Source organism: Sphingomicrobium clamense (genome assembly GCF_019264355.1).
GTDB lineage: Bacteria > Pseudomonadota > Alphaproteobacteria > Sphingomonadales > Sphingomonadaceae > Sphingomicrobium > Sphingomicrobium clamense.
Window position 1 is genome coordinate 2080378 of sequence record NZ_JAHVAH010000001.1, and the last position, 17421, is coordinate 2097798.

Here is a 17421-nt window from a genome sequence, read left to right on the forward strand (position 1 = left end):
TACGCGGCGGAAACCGAAACGCTAAAGCGTTAGGCCATGAACGCCTTGATCTTCTCGGCGTTGAGGCTCGCGCGGTTCGAGACCGGCTGCATCGCTTCACCGGCCAGCTTGACCCACTGTTCGGTCAGGGCCGAGGTTTCGGCGATCATGTGGTCGACATTCTCGCGAACCATCTTGGCCTGGAGTTCCATGACTTCGGCCGGGCTCTTGGCTTCGGCAAACGCCTTCATGGCTTCCGAGGCCTTTTCGAAACCGTCGCGACCGTCTTCGACCAGCTCTTCACCGATCTGCTTGGCACCGGCAGTGGCAATCTTGCCCGCTTCGACCATCGCTTCGATGTTGGCCTTGGTCAGTTCGGCCAGTTCTTCGGTGGCCGACTTCGACTTGGCGATGAATTCTTCGCCCTTCTTGTTCGCATCGGCGACCAGCTCTTCCACCTTGTCGGCGGTCGGCAGTTCGAACGCGGCGAACCAGTTGTTGATGTCCATCTTACCCATGGTATTTTCCTTCTTCTTGGGGCTCGGGGCGGCCTTCTGGGCCGGCGCCTTCGCCTTGATTTTCTTCTGCACCGGGGCGCGCTTCGCCGCCGGTTTCTTCGCAATCTTCTTCTTCACCGGAGCCTTGGCCTTCGGGGCCGTCGCTTCGGCATTGACCTTCTGCACTGCCGCCTTCACTTCGGGTTCGACCTTGACCTCGGGCTTGTCGCCTTCGGTCTTTTCCACTTTCGAACCTTTGGTTTCGTCGGTCATGCTTTCGCTCCTCATCTTGTGCGTTGCAACATAGCAATTGCAGCAAGCCATTTCAAGGTTTTTGTTGCAGCGCACAATTAGCAGAATTCCGCAGTTTTCTGCCATGGGGGTTGACGAATCACCATGTCGCCCGCAAAGCCTCGACATGGAAAACCCCTCGCGCCGTGGCCTGTTGATCGTCCTTTCCTCGCCCTCGGGCGCGGGCAAGACGACGATCTCGCGAAAGCTGATGGAGGCCGACCCCACCATCACCATGTCGATTTCCGCCACCACGCGAGCGCCGCGCCCTGGCGAAGAGGACGGCAAGGACTATCACTTCGTCACCGACGAAGCCTTCCAGCACCTCGTCGACGAGGGCGAGCTGGCCGAGTGGGCCTATGTCTTCGACCATCGCTACGGCAGCCCGAAAGAGCCGATCAAGGAAGCGCTCAAGGCCGGGCGCGACATCCTCTTCGACATCGACTGGCAGGGCACGCAGCAGCTGCGCAGCGCCTTCGGCAACGACCTCGTCTCGATCTTCATCCTGCCCCCCTCGATGAAGGAGCTCGAGCGCCGCCTCCACGACCGCAAGACCGACAGCGAAGACGTCATCGCCGGTCGCATGCGCCGCGCCGCGGGCGAAATCGGGCACTGGGGCGAATATGATTATGTGCTGGTGAACGAGCAGGTGGAGGACTGCCTCTCCGAAGTGCAGGCGATCGTGACCGCCGAGCGGATGCGCCGCAACCGCCGCCCCTACCTCACCGACTTCACCCGCCAGCTGGTCGAGCGTCCCAACAATTAGAGCAGGCTGAGCAGCCGCGCGCCGTCGAGAAAGTCGCGCTTGCGCCCTTCGTCACGTGCTTCCGCCTCGGCATCGGCGCCCCATTGCTCGCGCTGGTGGAGACTGTCGACCTCCACCGCGTCCCACGCCGCCTCAGCGTCGATTTCACCCTCGAGCACCGCCAGCGCCGCGACCAGCGAGCCGCCGATCGTCACCATCGGCGACAACCCCGCAAGCCGGAACGGATCGAGCGCCATCACCGCCGCCTTGAGCCGCTCGACCGTCGCCTCGGGCTGGTCGACATGCATGATGCCGCTCGTCGTCTCGAACGACACGTCGTAGCGCTTCGCCGCCCAGTCGAGCAGCGGGTCCCACGCCGCGCATTGCACCTCGCACAGCGCATCGGGATAGTCGGCGCGGTAGCAGCACAGCTCCCCCGCGCCATATTTGGCGAGATCCGCCGCAAACGCCTCGCGCCCCGGCCCGATCCGGTCGATCGCTGCATTGGCAAAGCCGGTCATCGGCATCGCCTTGGGATCGACCTCTTCCTCGACCGCATCCCATTCCGCCGCAATCGCGGCCGCCAACGCCTCGCTCGGCACGACCAGGTCCGCGCGCGCCGGCGTCTTGATACCCCGCCCGTCGAGCTTGACCGTCCAGCCGTCCGCAACCCGCTCGACCGCGGCTTCCTTCCAGAACCGCTTCACCGCTTGCCGTCCTGCTGGTCGAAGATGCGCTTGAGGATTTTCGGGCTGAGGATGAAGTCGCCCAGCCCCATCACGATCAGGAAAGCGCCGAGCACCGGCCACGAATCCTCGGTGATGACCCCGCCCCGCGCGACCAGCAGCCCGACCAGTGCGATCAGGAACCCGCCGATGCGGACGGCCTGCATCGCCGCGAAGCGTTTCTTCCAGAGCTCTTCGTCGTTCATCGCGCGATCCATTCCTGCGCCGCGACCATGACATCGTTCGCAGTCTCGGCGACATGGTGCGCCCCCGCATCGGCCAGTTCGCCGCGCGCATGATAGCCCCATTCGACCCCGATCGCGCCTACGCCCGCATTGCGCGCCATCTGCATGTCGTAACTCGTATCGCCGATCAGCACGGTCTGCGCCGGCTCCGCCCCAGTATCGGCCATCCCTGCCAGCACCATCGAGGGATGCGGCTTGGACGGATGCCGGTCGCCCGTGTGAAGCGTCACGAACTTCTTCTCATAGCCATGATGCTCGAGAACTGCGCGCAGGCCCCGGTCACTCTTGCCCGTCGCCACGCCGAGCAGCCAGCCATCCTCCTCCAGCGCACCCAGCAACGCATCGATGCCCTCGTAGAGCGGCTCGTCGACCTCACCGCGCCCGCGCATATCGAAGAAGGCCTGCTTGTAGGTTTCGGACAGCGCATGATGGTTTTCGCCCGGCACCAGACGCTCGAACGCCTCGACCAGCGAAAGACCGATCACCTTCTTCGACTCCTCGGGCGGCGGACAGGCAAGGCCGTGCGCGGTCAGCGCCATGTCGAGCGCGCGGTGGATCGTCGCGCCGCTATCCACCAGCGTGCCGTCGCAATCGAAAATCGCGAGCTTGATCATCGTTTCTTCTTCGGACTCCCGCGCTTCACCGGACGCTTCTTGCCCTTGGTCGGCTGCCCGCCCCGCGCCCGTCGCTCGCCCTTACGTTCCTTGCGGAAATTCTTGGCGTACTGCTTCTTGCGCTTGACCTTGGCTTCCAAACTCTGGGTCGGGTCGGGCAGGCTCAGCGGCAGGCTGTCGCCGTCCATCTCCTCGAACCCCAGCGTCGCCAGCGTCTCGGCGAAATGCGGCGGCAATTCCGCCTTACGGTCGATCGTCTTGCCGCCCGGCGCATCGATGCGCAGCCGCCGCGCGTGCAGGTGCAGCTTTCGGCTGATCCCGCCGGTCAGCATCGCATCGGGCCCGCCATATTTGGCGTCGCCGACGATCGGATGGCCGACCGCGGCCATATGCGCGCGCAGCTGGTGCGTGCGTCCGGTCAGCGGTTGCAGCTCGACCCATGCCGCGCGCGTACCTGCGCGATCGATCACGCGGATCTTGGTTTTGGCGTTCTGCCCGTTCTCCATGTCGACGTGCATCTTCTCGCCGCCCGTCCCGGGCTGCTTGGCCAGCGGCAGGTCGATCAGCCCTTCCTCGCCATGCACTTCGGGGATGCCGGTGACGATTGCCCAATAGACCTTGCGCGCCGTGCGCCCCTGGAAGGCGCGCGAGAAATGCGCCGCCGCACTCGCGGTGCGGGCGACAAGGATCACCCCGCTCGTATCCTTGTCGAGCCGGTGGACCAGCTTGGGCCGGCCTTCTGCGCCCTCGACCAGCCCGGGCAGCAACTTGTCGAGATGCTTGGTGGTCTTGGTCCCGCCCTGCGTGGCGAGCCCCGGCGGCTTGTTGAGCACGAAGGCGTCGGGCGTCTTCGCGACGACCATGTCCTGCACCGCCGACACTTCCTCGTCTGACAGCGGCGCTTCCTCGCGCATTTTCTTGTCGGCCGTTACCGCGCTTTCGAGCGGGGGCACGCGGATTTCCTGGCCTGCCACCAGCCGGTCGCCCGGCTGCACACGACCGCCATCGACGCGCAGCTGGCCGGTTCGCGCCCAGCGCGAAATCGCCCCGAAGGCGATCTGCGGAAGGTGACGCTTGAACCAGCGATCCACGCGGATGCCGTCATCCTCTGCGGACACGGTGTAGCTGCTGACATTATTGGTATCGGGCTTGGCCATGCGGGGCGCCTTAGCGATCCGCGCTCCAATAGTCGAAAACTTCCTGCTGCAGCCCGGCGATGAATTTCTGCGCACGCGGTCCTTCCCACGGCCCTTTATAGCCCCGCAGGTCGGTCGACACCCACCAGCCCTGTCCCGGCAGCCCATCTGACGCGCGCACCACTAGTACCGCCATCTCCGGCTCGCCGCGCCCTCGTGCCTCGGCATCGACATCGCCGAGTGTCGCGCACAAAGCGCGCATCTTGGGCCGCGAAAAGGCGTAGCCCAGATTGTTGAGGATTTCGGAGTAGGTCACCGACTGGCCGGCCTGCGCCGCGCCCACGAGATGCGCGCGCACGTCGGCGGCGTCCCACAAGTCGCTCATTCGGGCTGGTCGATGGTCGGCGTCAGCTCGAAAATGTCGAGCGTCCCGCCATTACGTGGATAGGGAATGACCAGCCGCCAGCGGAACGGACCGATCCGCTCGAACCGCCCCGCCATGTCGCGGGTCGGATCGTCGCCATAGGCTACGGGATCGCGCTCGTTGCCAAGCGACAGGCTGCCAAGGAATACGAGCGCTTCGTCATCGAGCGGATAGAGACGACCCGAGGGGCGCTGCGTGCCCGTCTGCTTCACGATGGTGAAGTTTTCGTCCTCAAATTCGATGTAGCAGAAGAAGGGTTGATAGGCGATGAACTCGGGGTCGCCCGCTTCCGCCGCGCCCAGTTTGACCAGTCGACACCGATAGCTGCCCGGCGTCGGCGTGACCCGCGGCAGCGCTGCGCCCGGATTGAGCAATTCGCCCTCATTCTCGATGGCCGAGGTGAAGCTGTTTTGCCGCGCGACCGCCAACCCCACGTCCCAGGCGTCGCCGACATTGGAAAGCCGCTCACGATCCTCGACCGACACGATCGCGTCCCAGCCATCATTCTCGGGCACCGGGTCGTCGGCCTCGACCGTCACCACCGGCGCGCCGGCGCGGACATAGCCGAGATCCTCGAAAAATGGCGCGCAACCGCCAAGAAACGCCATCCCGCACAGCAGGCACGCCACGTGAGAGAATCGCATTCCCCCCTGATGATCGGTCCGGGTCATCGTCCCTAACAAACCCACGAATGGAGCCGCAGTTCAAGAGCGCGATTGACTTTCCCGCCTTGGGACAGCAGCGCTTCGCCGATGACCAGCCCCGACCCGTCGCGCCGCATCGGCTATGCCTGCGCGCTCGCCGCCTTCGGGCTGTGGGGCGTCATCCCCTTGTTCTTCAAGGCACTGATCCCGGTCGAATCGATGCATATCGTCTCGTTCCGCGTCGTCATCGCTGTGCCGACGCTTGCGCTGCTCATCTGGGGCATGAGCCGCTGGCACGAGGTCAAGGCGGCGCTGTCGAACCGCCGGGTCATGCTGACGCTGCTAGCCAGCGCCGTGCTGATCGCGATCAACTGGGTAATTTACGTCGTCGGTGTGAATGGCGGACGCGTGCTCGCCACCAGCCTCGGCTATTATCTCAACCCGCTGTTCAACATCCTGATCGGCCGCTTCCTGCTGGCCGAACGCCTCAATCGCCTGCAATGGGCGGCGCTCGGCATTGCGGCGGTGGGCGTCGCGGCACTCGCCTTCGGCGCGCTCGGCGACCTCTGGATCACGCTCAGCCTCGCCTTCAGCTTCGCCTTTTACGGTTATCTTCGGAAACAGGTCGCGGTCGGCTCGGCCCCCGGCTTGTTCGTCGAGACCGTCCTCCTTTCGCCGCTCTTCCTGCTCTGGCTCGCGCTCTACAAGGACCCGGCGATGCCGCTCTTCGGCCCAAGCGACCTGCACATGTGGCTGCTGCTCGCCTCGGGCGCGGTCACTGCCTTGCCCTTGCTGCTGTTCACCGAGGGCGCGCGCCGCCTGCCTTACTCCACCGTCGGCATCCTCCAGTTCATCGCGCCGACCATCCAGTTCTTCCTGGGCGTGCTGCTGTTCGGCGAGGCGTTCACGCCCGTGCGCATGTTCGCCTTCGCCGCGATCTGGCTGGCGATGATCCTCTATATCGGCGGGCTGGTACGCGAGGATCGGCGGGCGTCTTAGCCTTGCAAAACACCCGCTTCGCCACCATATTCAGGTCATGCTGAACATCATCTCCATCATCATCGGCCTGATCGGCGCTGTGCTTGCCGTCATCGGCCTTGTTCCCCTGCTTGGCTGGACCAACTGGATCTGGCTGATCGTGCCGGTCATCGGCGCGGTGCTCGGCCAACTGTCGTCGAGCGACAAGGGGCGTAACCTCAACCTTATCGTGCTTGCGATCATGGCCGTGCGGCTGATGATCGGCGGCGGCGTCATCTGACGCCCGACCCGCGGATCGACGCCTATCTCGCGAAGTCCGCCGATTTCGCGAGGCCCATCCTCGTCCACCTGCGCGAACGCGCGCACGCCGCCGCGCCCGAGGCTGCCGAGGATATCAAGTGGGGCGCACCGGCGTTCGTCGCCAACGGGCAGATCCTGTTCATCATGGCGGCCTTCAAGGCCCACGTCGCGGTCAATTTCTGGCGCGGGCAGGAATTGCTCGGTGACAAGGCATTGGACGGCGCCATGGGGCAGCTCGGCAAGATCGCGACGCTCGACGACCTGCCCGATGACGACGCGCTCGATGCGCTGATCGTCGCTGCGCTCGACCTCACGACCACCCCGCCCAAGAAAAAGGCGAACCCCAAGCCCGAAAAACTGCACCCCGATTTCGCGGCCGCGCTCGACAAGGCGCCTAAGGCCAAAGCGGTTTACGAGGGCTTTCCCCCCGGCGCGCGGCGCGAATATTGCGACTGGGTCAACGACGCCAAGCGCGACGCCACCCGCGACAAGCGCATCGCGCAGGCGGTCGAATGGCTCGCCGAGGGCAAGAAACGAAACTGGAAATATCAGGACTGCTGATGAACGCGCTTTCCCCCGAAGAGAAGATTCCCGACATTTTCGCGCAGGCGCTGGCGATGAACCCGCGCGCCGCCGCGACCTATCGCGCGCTCGACCTCGAGACCCGCCGCGCGCTGTGCGACACGATCGCCCGCGCCCCCGGCTGCGGCGCGCGTAACATCCTCGTCAACGGCGCGATCCGCGAATTGCTCGCCGACTAGTCAGCGCGTCTTGACGTAGCGCCCCGGCGCATCCTCGATCGGCTTCAGCTTGCCCTTGCCGGGCACACGCGCGCCCTTGGCGTCGACCGTCTCGTCGTCGATTCCCTTGAGCCATTCGATCCAGTCGGGCCACCAGCTTCCTTCGCGCCGCGTCGCCTTCTCGCGAAACTCCTCAAGGCTCCCCGCTTCGCCCTTCTCGAGCACGCTATAATGATATTTCTTAGCCGAGGGCGGGTTCACCACCCCCGCAATATGCCCCGAACCAGCCAGCACGAAGCGCTTCTCGCCGCGCGCATGGTCCATCCATTTCCACACGCTCGCGGCCGGCGCGATATGATCCTGCTCACCCGCCTGGATGTAGAGCGGCGTCTCGATCGCAGTCAGGTCGACCGGATGCCCCAGCACAGAGATCGCTCCCGGCTCGACCATCAAATTCTTGCGGTAAAGCCGGTCGAGATAGTCGCGATGCCATGCGCCCGGCAGGTTGGTCACGTCCCCGTTCCAGTGGAGCAGGTCGAACGGCCGCGGATCCTTGCCCATCCAGTAATTGTTGACGACATAGCTCCACACCAGATCGCGCCCGCGCAGCATGTTGAAGGTCGCCGCCAGCACGCGCCCGTCGAGCACGCCCGTGTCCGCGGTCAGCTGCTCGAGCGTCGCCATCGTATCGTCGCCGGTGAACAGCTGGAGGTCGCCCGCCTCGCTAAAATCGATCTGCGCGGTGAACAGGGTCGCGCTCGCCACCTTGTCCGCCTCTCCTTTGGCCGCAAGCATCGCCAGCGTCATCGCCAGCACGCTGCCCGCCACGCAATATCCGATCGTGTGCGCCTGCTTCACCTCGAGCAGGTCGCACACCACGTCGATCGCCTCTTCCTGCGCGCCGACATAATCGTCCATCGTGATGTCGGCGATGCTCTCGTCCGCCGATTTCCAGCTCACCATGAACAGGCTCACCCCCTGCTCCACCGCCCAGCGCACGAAGCTCTTCTCGGGCGTCAGGTCGAGGATATAGAATCGGTTGATCCACGGCGGGAAGATAACCAGCGGCGTCTTCAGCACCTTCTCGGTAGTCGGCGCATAATGGATCAGCTGGTAGAGCGGCGTCTCGAACACCACCTTGCCCGGCGTCGTCGCCAGGTTGCGCCCCAGCTCGAACGCACCCTCGGGGCTTTGCGTGATCTGCCCCTTGGCGATGTCGCCCAGCAGGTTCGCCATGCCATGCGCCAGGCTTTCGCCCTGCGTCTCGACCGCCTCGGCGATCACCTGCGGGTTGGTTAGCGGGAAGTTGGCCGGGCTCATCGCGTCGACGAATTCGCGGGTCGAAAAGCGCAGCTGTTCGCGCTGTTCCTCGTCCAGCCCCTCAATCTTCTCGACCGTCTCCAGCATGCCCTTCGACAGCGCCAGATAATGCGCCTTCATCGCCGCAAAAGCCGGATTTTCCTCCCATTGCGGGTCGGCAAAGCGGCGATCCTTGGCCTGCCCCGCCGCCTCGTAGTCGGACAGCATGTCGCGCCACGCGTCGAGCCCCTTGGCCCAGGCCTGCGCCCCCGCCTGCATCCACTCCATCGGGTCGGCATCGGCAGCGGTGGGCGGCACCGCGCCCAGTCCCGGCGCCTTGGCGCTCTCGTTGAACTGCTCGGCCCAGGCCTTCATCCACGCCTGCTGCGCCTTGCCCATTATCTGAGCCATGTCGGTGAAATCGTTGCTGTCAGCCATACACACGTTCGTCTTGAGCTTGTCGAAGGACCGTCCTTGCTTCAAAGCGCACCTAACAGGAAAAACGCTCCTTCGACAGGCTCAGGACGAACGAACGAAACATGGACGCCGCCATCATCCCTCCCGGCCCGCTGGTCGCGCTCGATTATCTCGGCATCGCCGTGTTCGCGATTTCGGGCGCCCTGGTCGCGGCCGAAAAGAAGCAGACGCTCGTCACCTTCATCTTTTTCGCGGTCATCACCGGGGTCGGCGGCGGAACGCTGCGCGACCTGATGATCGGCGCGCCCGTTTTCTGGGTGAACCACAACATGACCCTGCTCGTGTGCGTCGCCTGCGCGCTGCTCGTGTGGATCTTCAGCAAGGCGCGCCTCGCCGAGCGTGCGATCCTCTGGTTCGACGCGATCGGGCTCGCTGCCTACTCGGTCTACGGCGCGGCCAAGGCACTGCGCTACGACGTCGCCCCTGTCCCCGCCCTCGCGATGGGCGTGATGACCGCCTGCGTCGGCGGGATCATCCGCGACGTGCTTGCGGGCGAACCCTCCATCCTCATGCGCCCCGAGCTCTACGTGACCGCCGCCGCGCTCGCCTCGGCGCTCTACGTCACGCTCGTCATGTTCGGCGCGCCGCCGCTGCTCGCTGCCCTGGTCGCGGGGCTGCTCGGCTTCTCGCTCCGCGCCGCCGCGATCGTGCGCGGCCTCTCGCTTCCCAGCTACAAGGGCTGACCCCGGTGTCCGACGACTATTACCGCATCCGCCGTCTCCCGCCTTACGTCTTCGCCGAGGTGAACGCGATGAAGGCCGCCGCGCGAGCGGAGGGCAAGGACATTATCGACCTCGGCATGGGCAATCCGGACGGCAAGCCGCCCGAGCATGTCATCGAAAAGCTCTGCGAAGTCGCGCACAGCCCGACCGCCCACCGCTACAGCGCCAGCGCGGGGATCAAGGGGCTGCGCAAGGCCAAGGCCGACTATTACCAGCGCCGTTTCGGAGTCGAGCTCGATCCCGAAACCGAGGTCTGCGTCACGCTCGGCTCGAAGGAAGGCTTCGCAAACCTTGCGCAGGCGATCACCGCGCCGGGCGATGTCGCGCTGACCCCCAACCCCAGCTACCCGATCCACCATTTCGGCTTCATCATCGCGGGCGCCGCGATCCGTTCGATCCCCGCCGCGCCCGGCCCGCTCTTCTTCGAGAAGCTCGAACTGGCGATGCGCTACACCGTGCCGCGCCCCAAGGTGCTGGTCGTCGGCTACCCGTCCAACCCGACCGCCTACACCGCCGACCTCGCTTTCTACGAACAGTTGGTCGCGTTCGCGAAGGAGGCCGGGCTCACCATCATCTCCGACCTTGCCTATTCGGAAATCTATTTCGACGGCAATCCGACCCCCTCGCTGCTCCAGGTCGAGGGCGCGAAGGATATCGCGGTCGAATTCACCTCGCTGTCCAAGACCTATTCGATGGCCGGCTGGCGCATGGGGTTCGCGGTCGGCAATGCGAAGATGATCGGCGCCCTGAAGCGCGTGAAATCCTATCTCGATTATGGCGCCTTCACCCCGATCCAGGCCGCCGCGGTCGCCGCGCTGAACGGCCCGCAGGACTGTGTCGAGGCCAACCGGCAGCTCTACAAGGCACGCCGCGACGTGATGGTCGAAGCCTTCGGCCGCGCGGGCTGGGACGTCCCCCCGCCCGCCGCCTCGATGTTCGTCTGGGCGCCCATCCCCGAACCCTATCGCGACATGGGCAGCATGGCATTCGCCAAGCGGCTGATCACCGAGGCCGGCGTCGCCGTCGCACCCGGCATCGGCTTTGGCGAGGAAGGCGAAGGCTATGTCCGCCTCGCCCTCGTCGAGAACGAGCAACGCATCCGCCAGGCCGCACGCGGCATCAAGGCGATGCTCGACAAGGGTTAACCGTTATCGCCGAACCGAGCGGCGTAGCTTGACGAGCCGACGCGCCGTTAACTAGAGGCTGCGCTAAGCCTGAAACGGGAACAATTGCTTGGAAACCAACATGATTCGCCGCCTCTCCCTCGTCGCGCTCGGCGCGCTTGCCATCGGTGCCTGCACCACCGCGCCGGCGCCCGCGCCCGAAATCGTCGAAGTCGTGCCCGAAAAGCCCAAGGGGTTCGTGATGCCCGAGGGGTATCGCTGGAGCCACGGTCACGGACCCGAGGCGATCGAGGCGATGAAAGCGACCTTCGGCATCACCGAGCTCGGCCCCAACGAATTTCGCTGGGCCGACGAGCTCCCGACCGAGGGCGAGCCGCGCGTCATCGTCGATCTCAAGACGCAGATGAGCTTCGCTTATGTCGGCGACACGCTGGTCGGCGCGACCTCGGTTTCGACGGGCAAAGCGGGCAAGGAGACCCAGCTGGGTTTCTGGCCGATCCTCTCGAAGCACAAGAAATATCGCAGCCGCAAATATGACAATGCGCCCATGCCCTATTTCCAGCGCATGGACCGCTTTGGGATCGGGCTGCACGGCGGGCACAATCCGGGCTATCCCGCCAGCCACGGCTGCATCCGCTTGCCCGAGGAATATGCCGCCAAGCTGTTCGCGCTGACCAAGATCGGCACCGAGGTCGTCGTCGAAGGCTAGCGCGCCGCGCCGCGCCGTGGCAGGAGCCTGCCATGGCCAGCCCCTTCCTTCCCTCGCTCGCGCAGGTCGCCGCGACTGTCGAACTGGCGGTCGCGCCCGTTTTCCTGCTCGCGGGAATCGGCGCCTTCCTCAACGTCTGCACCGGCCGTCTCGCGCGGATCGTCGATCGTGCGCGCGGGCTCGAACCGCGTGTCCTCGCCTCGCGGGGTAGCGAACATGACCGGCTGCGTGACGAGGCGCGATTGCTCGACCGCCGCATGCGCGTGTGCAACCGCGCCATCTTCCTCGCCGTGCTCGGCGCGGTGCTAATCTCGCTATTGGTGATCCTGCTGTTTGTTGCGGCGCTGTCCGACCTCGACCTCGGCACCTGGGTCGCCCTCTTGTTCATTGCCGCGATGCTCGCGACGGGCCTCAGTTTCGCGACCTTCCTCGTCGAAACGCGGCTCGCCACCGCGGCCATTCGCGTCAGCGAGGAAGTCCTCTTCCACGAGGACCAGCGCGACTAGCGGTTGTTGGGCTTGGCCAGATAGGTGAGCAGGATCAGGATGCCGAGCGTGACGAGCGGCGCGGCGATCATGTTGGTCTGTTCCTCGAACCAGGTCGACCAGGGCTGACTGAGCGGCTCGAGCAGCACTTCGCCCCCGACCTGCATCGGCCCGAACAGCTGCCATTGCTGGATCACCTCGAGCCCGACGCCCACTACCCAGACCAGCGCGAACAGGATCGCCGCGATCTTGAAGATCAGATGCATTTCACCCCCGGTTTTTGCGTCGCGTAACGCGGGCCACCATACAGCCAAGCCTTGATCCACATCAACCGCCTGCGCCAACCGCCGCCGAGATCGCTCACACGGCTCGACAAGCTAGCGCCCCTGCCTTATCGCCCGCTGCAACCAGTTCCAGGGAGCCTTTTTACGTGTCCAACACCGCCAACACGCTCGACCGCGTCCTCGTCCTCGAAATGGTCCGCGTGACCGAAGCTGCCGCCATCGCCGCCTCCAAGTGGATCGGGCGCGGCGACAATGATGCGGCCGACGCCGCAGCGGTCGAGGCGATGCGCGAACAATTGAACAAGCTGCCGATGGACGGCACGGTTGTGATCGGCGAGGGCGAGCGCGACGAGGCGCCCATGCTCTATATCGGCGAGAAAGTGGGCTCCAATCCGCGCGACGAGGACGTGCCGGGCATCGACATCGCGCTCGACCCGCTCGAAGGCACCACCATCACCGCCAAGGCCGGACCCAACGCGCTCGCGGTGCTTGCCATCGCCGAGGCCGGACACCTGCTCAACGCGCCCGACGTCTACATGCAGAAGATCGCGATCGGGCCGGGCTATCCGGACGGCACGATCGATCTTGCCGATAGCGTCACCAACAACGTCAAGCGCCTCGCGGCGGCCAAGGGGGTCGAGCCGGGCGATATCAACGCCTGCGTACTCGACCGCGACCGCCACGCCGACATCATCGCCGAGCTGCGATCGATCGGCTGCGGCGTGATGCTGATCCCCGACGGCGACGTAGCGGGTGTCATTGCCACCACCGATCCCGATACGCAGGTCGACATCTACATCGGCACCGGCGGCGCGCCCGAGGGCGTGCTCGCGGCTGCTGCGCTGCGCTGCGTCGGCGGGCAGATCCAGGGCAAGCTGCTGTTCCGCGACGATGACGAGCGCGGCCGCGCCGAGCGTTGGGGGATCACCGATCTAGACCGCATCTACACCCTCGACGACATGGCCAAGGGCGACTGCATCTTCGCCGCGACCGGCGTCACCGACGGTTCGCTGCTCGACGGCGTCAAGCGCCGCAAGGGCGGCTGCATCGAGACCGAGAGCATCGTCATGCGCGCCTCCTCGGGCACCGTGCGCTACGTCAAGGGCGAACACCGCAAGGGCGCGCCCGCCTGAGGCCGCGCCGCCCTCGCTGTAGGATTTCCCTTCCCAAGGCGTATTAGTCGAGTAATATGGTCGAATGACCATTCAGCAAACCGACGCTGCATCCGAAGCGCCGCTTCCCGAGACCATCGACCCGATCGCCCCGCGCCTCCCCGCCGGCATGCACCCGGTCGAGCCCGCCTATCGCTGGGTCCTGCGCATCCAGTTCATCCTGCTTTGGGCGCCCTTCCTCGTTGGCGCGCTGGTGCTCGACAATTTCGTGCTCTCCGAACAGGGCTATCCCGCCTACCTCTCGCTCGCCGTTGCCGTGCTGGCGCTCGCGGTCATCGTAATCGTCCCGCAGCGCATCTGGCGGCGCCTCGGCTATCGCCTGTCCGACCGCAGCCTGCGCGTGGTGCGCGGGTGGCTATTCCACACCGACACGATCGTCCCCTTCGTCCGCGTCCAGCACCTCGACGTGACCCGCGGTCCGCTCGAAAAGCTGCTCGGTACCGCCAGCCTGATCGTCCACACCGCAGGCACGCATAACAGCGTCGTTACCCTCCCCGGCCTCGACCCCGAAAAAGCCGAAGAGATGCGCGCCGCGATCCGCGCCGAAATCCGGACCGACTGGCAGTGAACGACGCCGCGCCCGTCATCCTGCAAACCGGAGAGCCTCAGCGCCTCCATCCGCTGACCATGGTCACCCGGCTGGGCGACGTGCTCAAACAGGCGTGGGGCGCGGCCATTGCGGCGGTCTTCATCGGCTATCAGGGTCAGTGGCTCATGGCGGCAGGTCTGGTCGGCATCGTCTTCCTTGCCAACCTCGTCAATCCGCTCGTCCAGTGGCTGAGTTTCACCTACATGGTCGGCGACGACGGGATCGAGATGAAGAGCGGCGTGCTCTCACGCAACCACCGCACTATCCCCTTCGACCGTGTGCAGGACGTCAATCTCGAGCAGAATGTGCTCCACCGCCTGTTCGGCATGGCCAAGGTCAAGCTGGAAACGGGCGGCAGCGCGGGGGGCAATAGCGAGGACGGGGTGATCGATTCGATCAAGCTCGACGATGCGGCGCGCCTGCGCGACACGATCCGCGTCCACCGCGCCGGTGCGCAGCCTGTGGTCGCGTCCGAGGACAAGACCGAGATCGAAGAGGCGGCCCCGATCTATGCCATGGACCAGAAGCGCGTGCTGCTGGCCGGCATCTTCAATTTCTCGCTCGCCGTGCTCGGCGTGCTGTTCGGCGCCGCGCAGACGGTCGGGGACGTCATCGGCATCAACCCGTTCAGCGGGTCATTCTGGCGCAATCTCGCGGCCGACAGCGCGCCCTTCATGGACTTCATCCTCGCCAACCAAATCGTCACAGGGCTTTTCGGATTCATCTCGCTGGTGGCGATCGGGCTGGCTACCGGAATCATCCAGACCGCGCTGCGCGAATGGAATTTCCGCCTCTCGCGCACCGAGAGCGGGCTGCGCCGCCGCCGCGGCTTCTTCACGCTCACCGATGTCGTATTGCCGCTGAAGCGCGTGCAGGCGACGATCCTGGCGACCGGCCCCATCCGGCGCTATTTAGGCTGGCGGGCGATGAAGCTGCAAAGCCTCGCGCAGGATAGCGGTCATGGCGGCGACCACGTCATCGCCCCGCTCGCCCGAAACGGGGAAATCGACCGCATCTTCGACGCAATGGACTGGCGGCAGGTCGACCCGACGACCAAGGGCTGGACGCGCCCAACCTTCGCCTATGTCGCCATGTTCATGCTGATCATGGTTCCCGCGCTCGTCATCGGCTTCGCGATTTCGGCGGTCGAGAGCGTCTGGGCCCCGGCAGTCGCAGCGCTTGCGGTTGCAGCCGTGCTGATGGCGCTGCGGCTGGTCGGCTGGATGCACCATCGCTATCGCCGCGATGGTGACCGGGTACTGATCCATTCGGGCGCGTGGAACCAGCGGCTCGTGATCCTCCCGCTCGACCGCATCCAGTCCGTCGACGTCCATCGCGGCCCGATCGACAAGATTTTCGGTGTCTCGTCGATGGTGTTCGGTGTCGCGGGCGGCAAGGGCTTCCAGCACCACCAGATCGTCTCCATCCCCTCGGCCACCGCCTACGCGCTGCGCGACGACCTGCTCGGCGACCTTCAATGAGCGCGCCCTTCGAGGCTGCGACAAGCCTCACCGGACTTCCCTGGGAATGGCGCTATCGCGGCGGCGACGACCTCAGCCGCGACCTCGTCGATCAGCTGTTGCTGGCGCGTGGGGTCGCCGAGGAAGACCTGCCGCGCGAACGCGATCCGCGCATCCGCGACTTTCTCCCCGACCCCTCGGTCTTCGCCGACATGGACAAGGCGGCAAAGCGTGTCGCCGACGCCATCGAGAATGACGAGACCATCGCGGTCTTCGGCGATTATGACGTCGACGGGGCGACCTCCGCTGCGCTGCTGACGCATCTTTTCCGCCGTCTCGGCATCGAGCCGATGATCTACATTCCGGACCGTCTGCTCGAAGGCTACGGCCCTAGTGCCGAGGCGCTGGTCAAGCTCAAGGAGCAGGGCGCCGACCTCGCCATCACCGTCGATTGCGGCGCGCAGGGATTCGAGGCGCTGCAGGCCGCCGCCGATGCCGGCCTCGAAGTCATCGTGTGCGATCATCACCAATGCGCCACCGACCTCCCGGTCGCCCACGCGCTGATCAATCCCAACCGGCTCGACGAAAGCGACGAGGGCGCCGCGCACGGCCATCTCGCTGCAGTCGGCATGGCGTTCCTGCTCGGCGTGGCCCTGCTCCGCGAACTGCGCGCGCGTGGCCGTTTCGTGGGTGACCGGCCCGAGCCGCAGATCATCGACCTGCTCGATCTCGTCGCGCTGGGCACGGTGGCCGACGTCGCGCGGCTGCGCACGCTCAATCGCGCCTTCGTGACGCAGGGGCTCAAGGTGATGGCGCAGGGGCGCAATACCGGGCTCGTCGCGCTCGCGCAGGCATCGCGGCTTACGCGAGCGCCTGTCTCGCGCGATCTCGGCTTTGCGCTCGGACCGCGGATCAATGCCGGGGGGCGTGTCGGCCAGGCGGACCTCGGCGTTCGCCTCCTCACCACCGACGATCCCGACGAGGCACAGCGCATCGCTGCCGAACTCGATCGCTTCAACGAGGAACGCCGCGCCATCGAGGCGGCGGTGCAAGAACAGGCGATGGAAGCTGCCGAGGCGCAGGCCGACGATCCGGTCGTGCTGGTCGCGGGCGAAGGCTGGCACCCGGGCGTGGTTGGCATCGTCGCTAGCCGGCTCAAGGAAAAATTCCACCGCCCCGCCTTCGTCGTCGCGCTCGACGAGGACGGTACGGGCAAGGGATCGGGCCGCTCCATCTCGGGCGTCGATCTCGGTGCGGCCGTGCTTGCGGCCAAGGATGAAGGTCATCTCGTTGCCGGCGGCGGCCATGCCATGGCGGCAGGCATCACCGTCGCGCCGGGCGGCATCGACGCGCTTAAGGCCTATCTCGACGCTCGCCTCGCCGACAATGTCGAGCAGGCACGCGCGGGCCGCAAGCTGATCATCGATGCGATGCTCTCGCCCGGCGGGGTCGCGGGCGAGCTGTGCGACCAGATCGAGCAGGCCGGCCCCTACGGCGCGGGCTGGCCCGCTCCGCGCATGGCGGTTGGCCCCGTCAGGCTCCACAAGACCGGCATCGTCGGACAGGGTCACGTCCGCACCATCGCGATCGGCGATGACGGGCGCAGCTTCAAGGCCATCGCATTCCGCGCCGCCGACGGCGCGCTCGGCCAGGCCATGTTGTCGGCGACCCCCGATTCCCGCTTCTGGCTGGCCGGGACGATCAAGCGCGACGAGTGGACCGGAGGCAATGCGGCCGAGATGCATATCGAAGATATTGCAACTTGCAGGCCATAAGGGTGTT

21 protein-coding genes and 1 pseudogene are annotated in these 17421 nt (G+C 65.7%); 13 read left to right on the forward strand and 9 right to left on the reverse strand.

What is annotated here, in order from left to right:
* Positions 1-29 precede the first annotated feature (29 nt).
* The gene (locus tag KTQ36_RS10630; RefSeq protein ID WP_218633627.1) at positions 30-749 is read right to left on the reverse strand and encodes a phasin family protein; all 720 of its coding nucleotides are present in this window, start codon (positions 747-749) and stop codon (positions 30-32) included.
* Positions 750-894: 145 nt separating this feature from the next.
* Between KTQ36_RS10630 and gmk the strand changes: the two genes are divergently transcribed.
* Positions 895-1533, forward strand: coding sequence for a guanylate kinase (gene gmk, locus KTQ36_RS10635; RefSeq protein WP_255554562.1), 639 nt, complete (start codon positions 895-897; stop codon positions 1531-1533).
* Here gmk and KTQ36_RS10640 read toward each other — a convergent pair.
* The 6 genes from KTQ36_RS10640 to KTQ36_RS10665 are packed head-to-tail and all read right to left on the reverse strand — an operon-like array spanning position 1530 to position 5300.
* On the reverse strand, positions 1530-2219 hold the full coding sequence (locus KTQ36_RS10640; protein WP_218633629.1) for an ATP12 family chaperone protein: 690 nt from the start codon (positions 2217-2219) through the stop codon (positions 1530-1532). The two genes, gmk and KTQ36_RS10640, sit on opposite strands and share 4 nt — an antisense overlap.
* On the reverse strand, positions 2216-2443 hold the full coding sequence (locus KTQ36_RS10645; RefSeq protein WP_218633630.1) for a hypothetical protein: 228 nt from the start codon (positions 2441-2443) through the stop codon (positions 2216-2218). Before KTQ36_RS10645 ends, KTQ36_RS10640 begins: the two co-directional genes overlap by 4 nt.
* On the reverse strand, positions 2440-3096 hold the full coding sequence (locus KTQ36_RS10650; protein WP_218633631.1) for an HAD-IA family hydrolase: 657 nt from the start codon (positions 3094-3096) through the stop codon (positions 2440-2442). The genes KTQ36_RS10645 and KTQ36_RS10650 overlap by 4 nt, the downstream gene beginning before the upstream one ends.
* A complete protein-coding gene (locus KTQ36_RS10655) occupies positions 3093-4253 on the reverse strand; it encodes an RluA family pseudouridine synthase (protein WP_218633632.1) in 1161 nt (386 codons plus the stop codon). The genes KTQ36_RS10650 and KTQ36_RS10655 overlap by 4 nt, the downstream gene beginning before the upstream one ends.
* 10 nt (positions 4254-4263) lie before the next feature.
* Positions 4264-4617 (reverse strand): ribose-phosphate pyrophosphokinase, encoded by a 354-nt coding sequence (locus KTQ36_RS10660; RefSeq protein WP_218633633.1) that lies wholly within the window; start codon positions 4615-4617, stop codon positions 4264-4266.
* Positions 4614-5300 carry a DUF4893 domain-containing protein gene (locus KTQ36_RS10665; protein WP_218633634.1) on the reverse strand — a complete coding sequence of 229 codons (687 nt, stop codon included), beginning with the start codon at positions 5298-5300 and terminating at the stop codon, positions 4614-4616. The genes KTQ36_RS10660 and KTQ36_RS10665 overlap by 4 nt, the downstream gene beginning before the upstream one ends.
* 108 nt (positions 5301-5408) lie before the next feature.
* Here KTQ36_RS10665 and rarD point away from each other — a divergent pair.
* The 4 genes and pseudogenes from rarD to KTQ36_RS10685 all read left to right on the forward strand — a co-directional run.
* Positions 5409-6200, forward strand: a pseudogene (gene rarD / locus KTQ36_RS10670) (EamA family transporter RarD); the annotation flags it as partial.
* A gap of 136 nt (positions 6201-6336) precedes the next feature.
* Positions 6337-6558 (forward strand): hypothetical protein, encoded by a 222-nt coding sequence (locus KTQ36_RS10675; RefSeq protein WP_218633636.1) that lies wholly within the window; start codon positions 6337-6339, stop codon positions 6556-6558.
* 14 nt (positions 6559-6572) lie between these two features.
* Positions 6573-7139 (forward strand): YdeI/OmpD-associated family protein, encoded by a 567-nt coding sequence (locus KTQ36_RS10680; RefSeq protein WP_345777718.1) that lies wholly within the window; start codon positions 6573-6575, stop codon positions 7137-7139.
* A complete protein-coding gene (locus KTQ36_RS10685) occupies positions 7139-7339 on the forward strand; it encodes a hypothetical protein (protein ID WP_218633637.1) in 201 nt (66 codons plus the stop codon). Before KTQ36_RS10680 ends, KTQ36_RS10685 begins: the two co-directional genes overlap by 1 nt.
* On the opposite strand, the gene KTQ36_RS10690 is transcribed toward KTQ36_RS10685, so the two are convergent.
* Positions 7340-9028 carry a PHA/PHB synthase family protein gene (locus KTQ36_RS10690; RefSeq protein WP_255554565.1) on the reverse strand — a complete coding sequence of 563 codons (1689 nt, stop codon included), beginning with the start codon at positions 9026-9028 and terminating at the stop codon, positions 7340-7342. It abuts the gene before it with no gap.
* A 128-nt stretch (positions 9029-9156) separates the two neighbouring features.
* On the opposite strand from KTQ36_RS10690, the gene KTQ36_RS10695 reads away from it, so the two are divergent.
* From KTQ36_RS10695 to KTQ36_RS10710, 4 genes are all read left to right on the forward strand, one after another.
* The gene (locus KTQ36_RS10695) at positions 9157-9777 is read left to right on the forward strand and encodes a trimeric intracellular cation channel family protein (RefSeq protein WP_218633639.1); all 621 of its coding nucleotides are present in this window, start codon (positions 9157-9159) and stop codon (positions 9775-9777) included.
* Between the two features lie 5 nt (positions 9778-9782).
* On the forward strand, positions 9783-10961 hold the full coding sequence (locus KTQ36_RS10700) for an LL-diaminopimelate aminotransferase (RefSeq protein ID WP_218633640.1): 1179 nt from the start codon (positions 9783-9785) through the stop codon (positions 10959-10961).
* 100 nt (positions 10962-11061) lie between these two features.
* Complete coding sequence (locus KTQ36_RS10705; RefSeq protein WP_218633641.1) at positions 11062-11649, forward strand: L,D-transpeptidase family protein; 588 nt, start codon at positions 11062-11064, stop codon at positions 11647-11649.
* A gap of 32 nt (positions 11650-11681) precedes the next feature.
* On the forward strand, positions 11682-12155 hold the full coding sequence (locus KTQ36_RS10710; protein WP_218633642.1) for a DUF2721 domain-containing protein: 474 nt from the start codon (positions 11682-11684) through the stop codon (positions 12153-12155).
* On the opposite strand, the gene KTQ36_RS10715 is transcribed toward KTQ36_RS10710, so the two are convergent.
* A complete protein-coding gene (locus tag KTQ36_RS10715) occupies positions 12152-12400 on the reverse strand; it encodes a hypothetical protein (protein ID WP_218633643.1) in 249 nt (82 codons plus the stop codon). The two genes, KTQ36_RS10710 and KTQ36_RS10715, sit on opposite strands and share 4 nt — an antisense overlap.
* A gap of 164 nt (positions 12401-12564) precedes the next feature.
* On the opposite strand from KTQ36_RS10715, the gene glpX reads away from it, so the two are divergent.
* From glpX to recJ, 4 genes are all read left to right on the forward strand, one after another.
* Positions 12565-13551 carry a class II fructose-bisphosphatase gene (gene glpX / locus KTQ36_RS10720; RefSeq protein WP_218633644.1) on the forward strand — a complete coding sequence of 329 codons (987 nt, stop codon included), beginning with the start codon at positions 12565-12567 and terminating at the stop codon, positions 13549-13551.
* Positions 13552-13615: 64 nt separating this feature from the next.
* A complete protein-coding gene (locus KTQ36_RS10725) occupies positions 13616-14158 on the forward strand; it encodes a PH domain-containing protein (RefSeq protein ID WP_218633645.1) in 543 nt (180 codons plus the stop codon).
* Complete coding sequence (locus KTQ36_RS10730; protein ID WP_218633646.1) at positions 14155-15660, forward strand: PH domain-containing protein; 1506 nt, start codon at positions 14155-14157, stop codon at positions 15658-15660. Before KTQ36_RS10725 ends, KTQ36_RS10730 begins: the two co-directional genes overlap by 4 nt.
* Positions 15657-17414, forward strand: coding sequence for a single-stranded-DNA-specific exonuclease RecJ (gene recJ / locus KTQ36_RS10735; protein ID WP_218633647.1), 1758 nt, complete (start codon positions 15657-15659; stop codon positions 17412-17414). Before KTQ36_RS10730 ends, recJ begins: the two co-directional genes overlap by 4 nt.
* Positions 17415-17421 lie beyond the last annotated feature (7 nt).

Bases quoted from the DNA above. Each gene is read 5' to 3' on its own strand.
- KTQ36_RS10710 (WP_218633642.1), top strand. From the start codon at position 11,682: ATGGCCAGCCCCTTCCTTCCCTCGCTCGCGCAGGTCGCCGCGACTGTC.
- KTQ36_RS10665 (WP_218633634.1), bottom strand. From the start codon at position 5,300: ATGCGATTCTCTCACGTGGCGTGCCTGCTGTGCGGGATGGCGTTTCTT.
- KTQ36_RS10725 (WP_218633645.1), top strand. From the start codon at position 13,616: ATGACCATTCAGCAAACCGACGCTGCATCCGAAGCGCCGCTTCCCGAG.
- KTQ36_RS10660 (WP_218633633.1), bottom strand. From the start codon at position 4,617: ATGAGCGACTTGTGGGACGCCGCCGACGTGCGCGCGCATCTCGTGGGC.
- KTQ36_RS10695 (WP_218633639.1), top strand. From the start codon at position 9,157: ATGGACGCCGCCATCATCCCTCCCGGCCCGCTGGTCGCGCTCGATTAT.
- KTQ36_RS10715 (WP_218633643.1), bottom strand. From the start codon at position 12,400: ATGCATCTGATCTTCAAGATCGCGGCGATCCTGTTCGCGCTGGTCTGG.
- KTQ36_RS10675 (WP_218633636.1), top strand. From the start codon at position 6,337: ATGCTGAACATCATCTCCATCATCATCGGCCTGATCGGCGCTGTGCTT.
- gmk (WP_255554562.1), top strand. From the start codon at position 895: ATGGAAAACCCCTCGCGCCGTGGCCTGTTGATCGTCCTTTCCTCGCCC.
- KTQ36_RS10630 (WP_218633627.1), bottom strand. From the start codon at position 749: ATGACCGACGAAACCAAAGGTTCGAAAGTGGAAAAGACCGAAGGCGAC.
- KTQ36_RS10655 (WP_218633632.1), bottom strand. From the start codon at position 4,253: ATGGCCAAGCCCGATACCAATAATGTCAGCAGCTACACCGTGTCCGCA.
- KTQ36_RS10650 (WP_218633631.1), bottom strand. From the start codon at position 3,096: ATGATCAAGCTCGCGATTTTCGATTGCGACGGCACGCTGGTGGATAGC.
- KTQ36_RS10685 (WP_218633637.1), top strand. From the start codon at position 7,139: ATGAACGCGCTTTCCCCCGAAGAGAAGATTCCCGACATTTTCGCGCAG.
- recJ (WP_218633647.1), top strand. From the start codon at position 15,657: ATGAGCGCGCCCTTCGAGGCTGCGACAAGCCTCACCGGACTTCCCTGG.
- KTQ36_RS10690 (WP_255554565.1), bottom strand. From the start codon at position 9,028: ATGGCTCAGATAATGGGCAAGGCGCAGCAGGCGTGGATGAAGGCCTGG.
- KTQ36_RS10705 (WP_218633641.1), top strand. From the start codon at position 11,062: ATGATTCGCCGCCTCTCCCTCGTCGCGCTCGGCGCGCTTGCCATCGGT.
- KTQ36_RS10645 (WP_218633630.1), bottom strand. From the start codon at position 2,443: ATGAACGACGAAGAGCTCTGGAAGAAACGCTTCGCGGCGATGCAGGCC.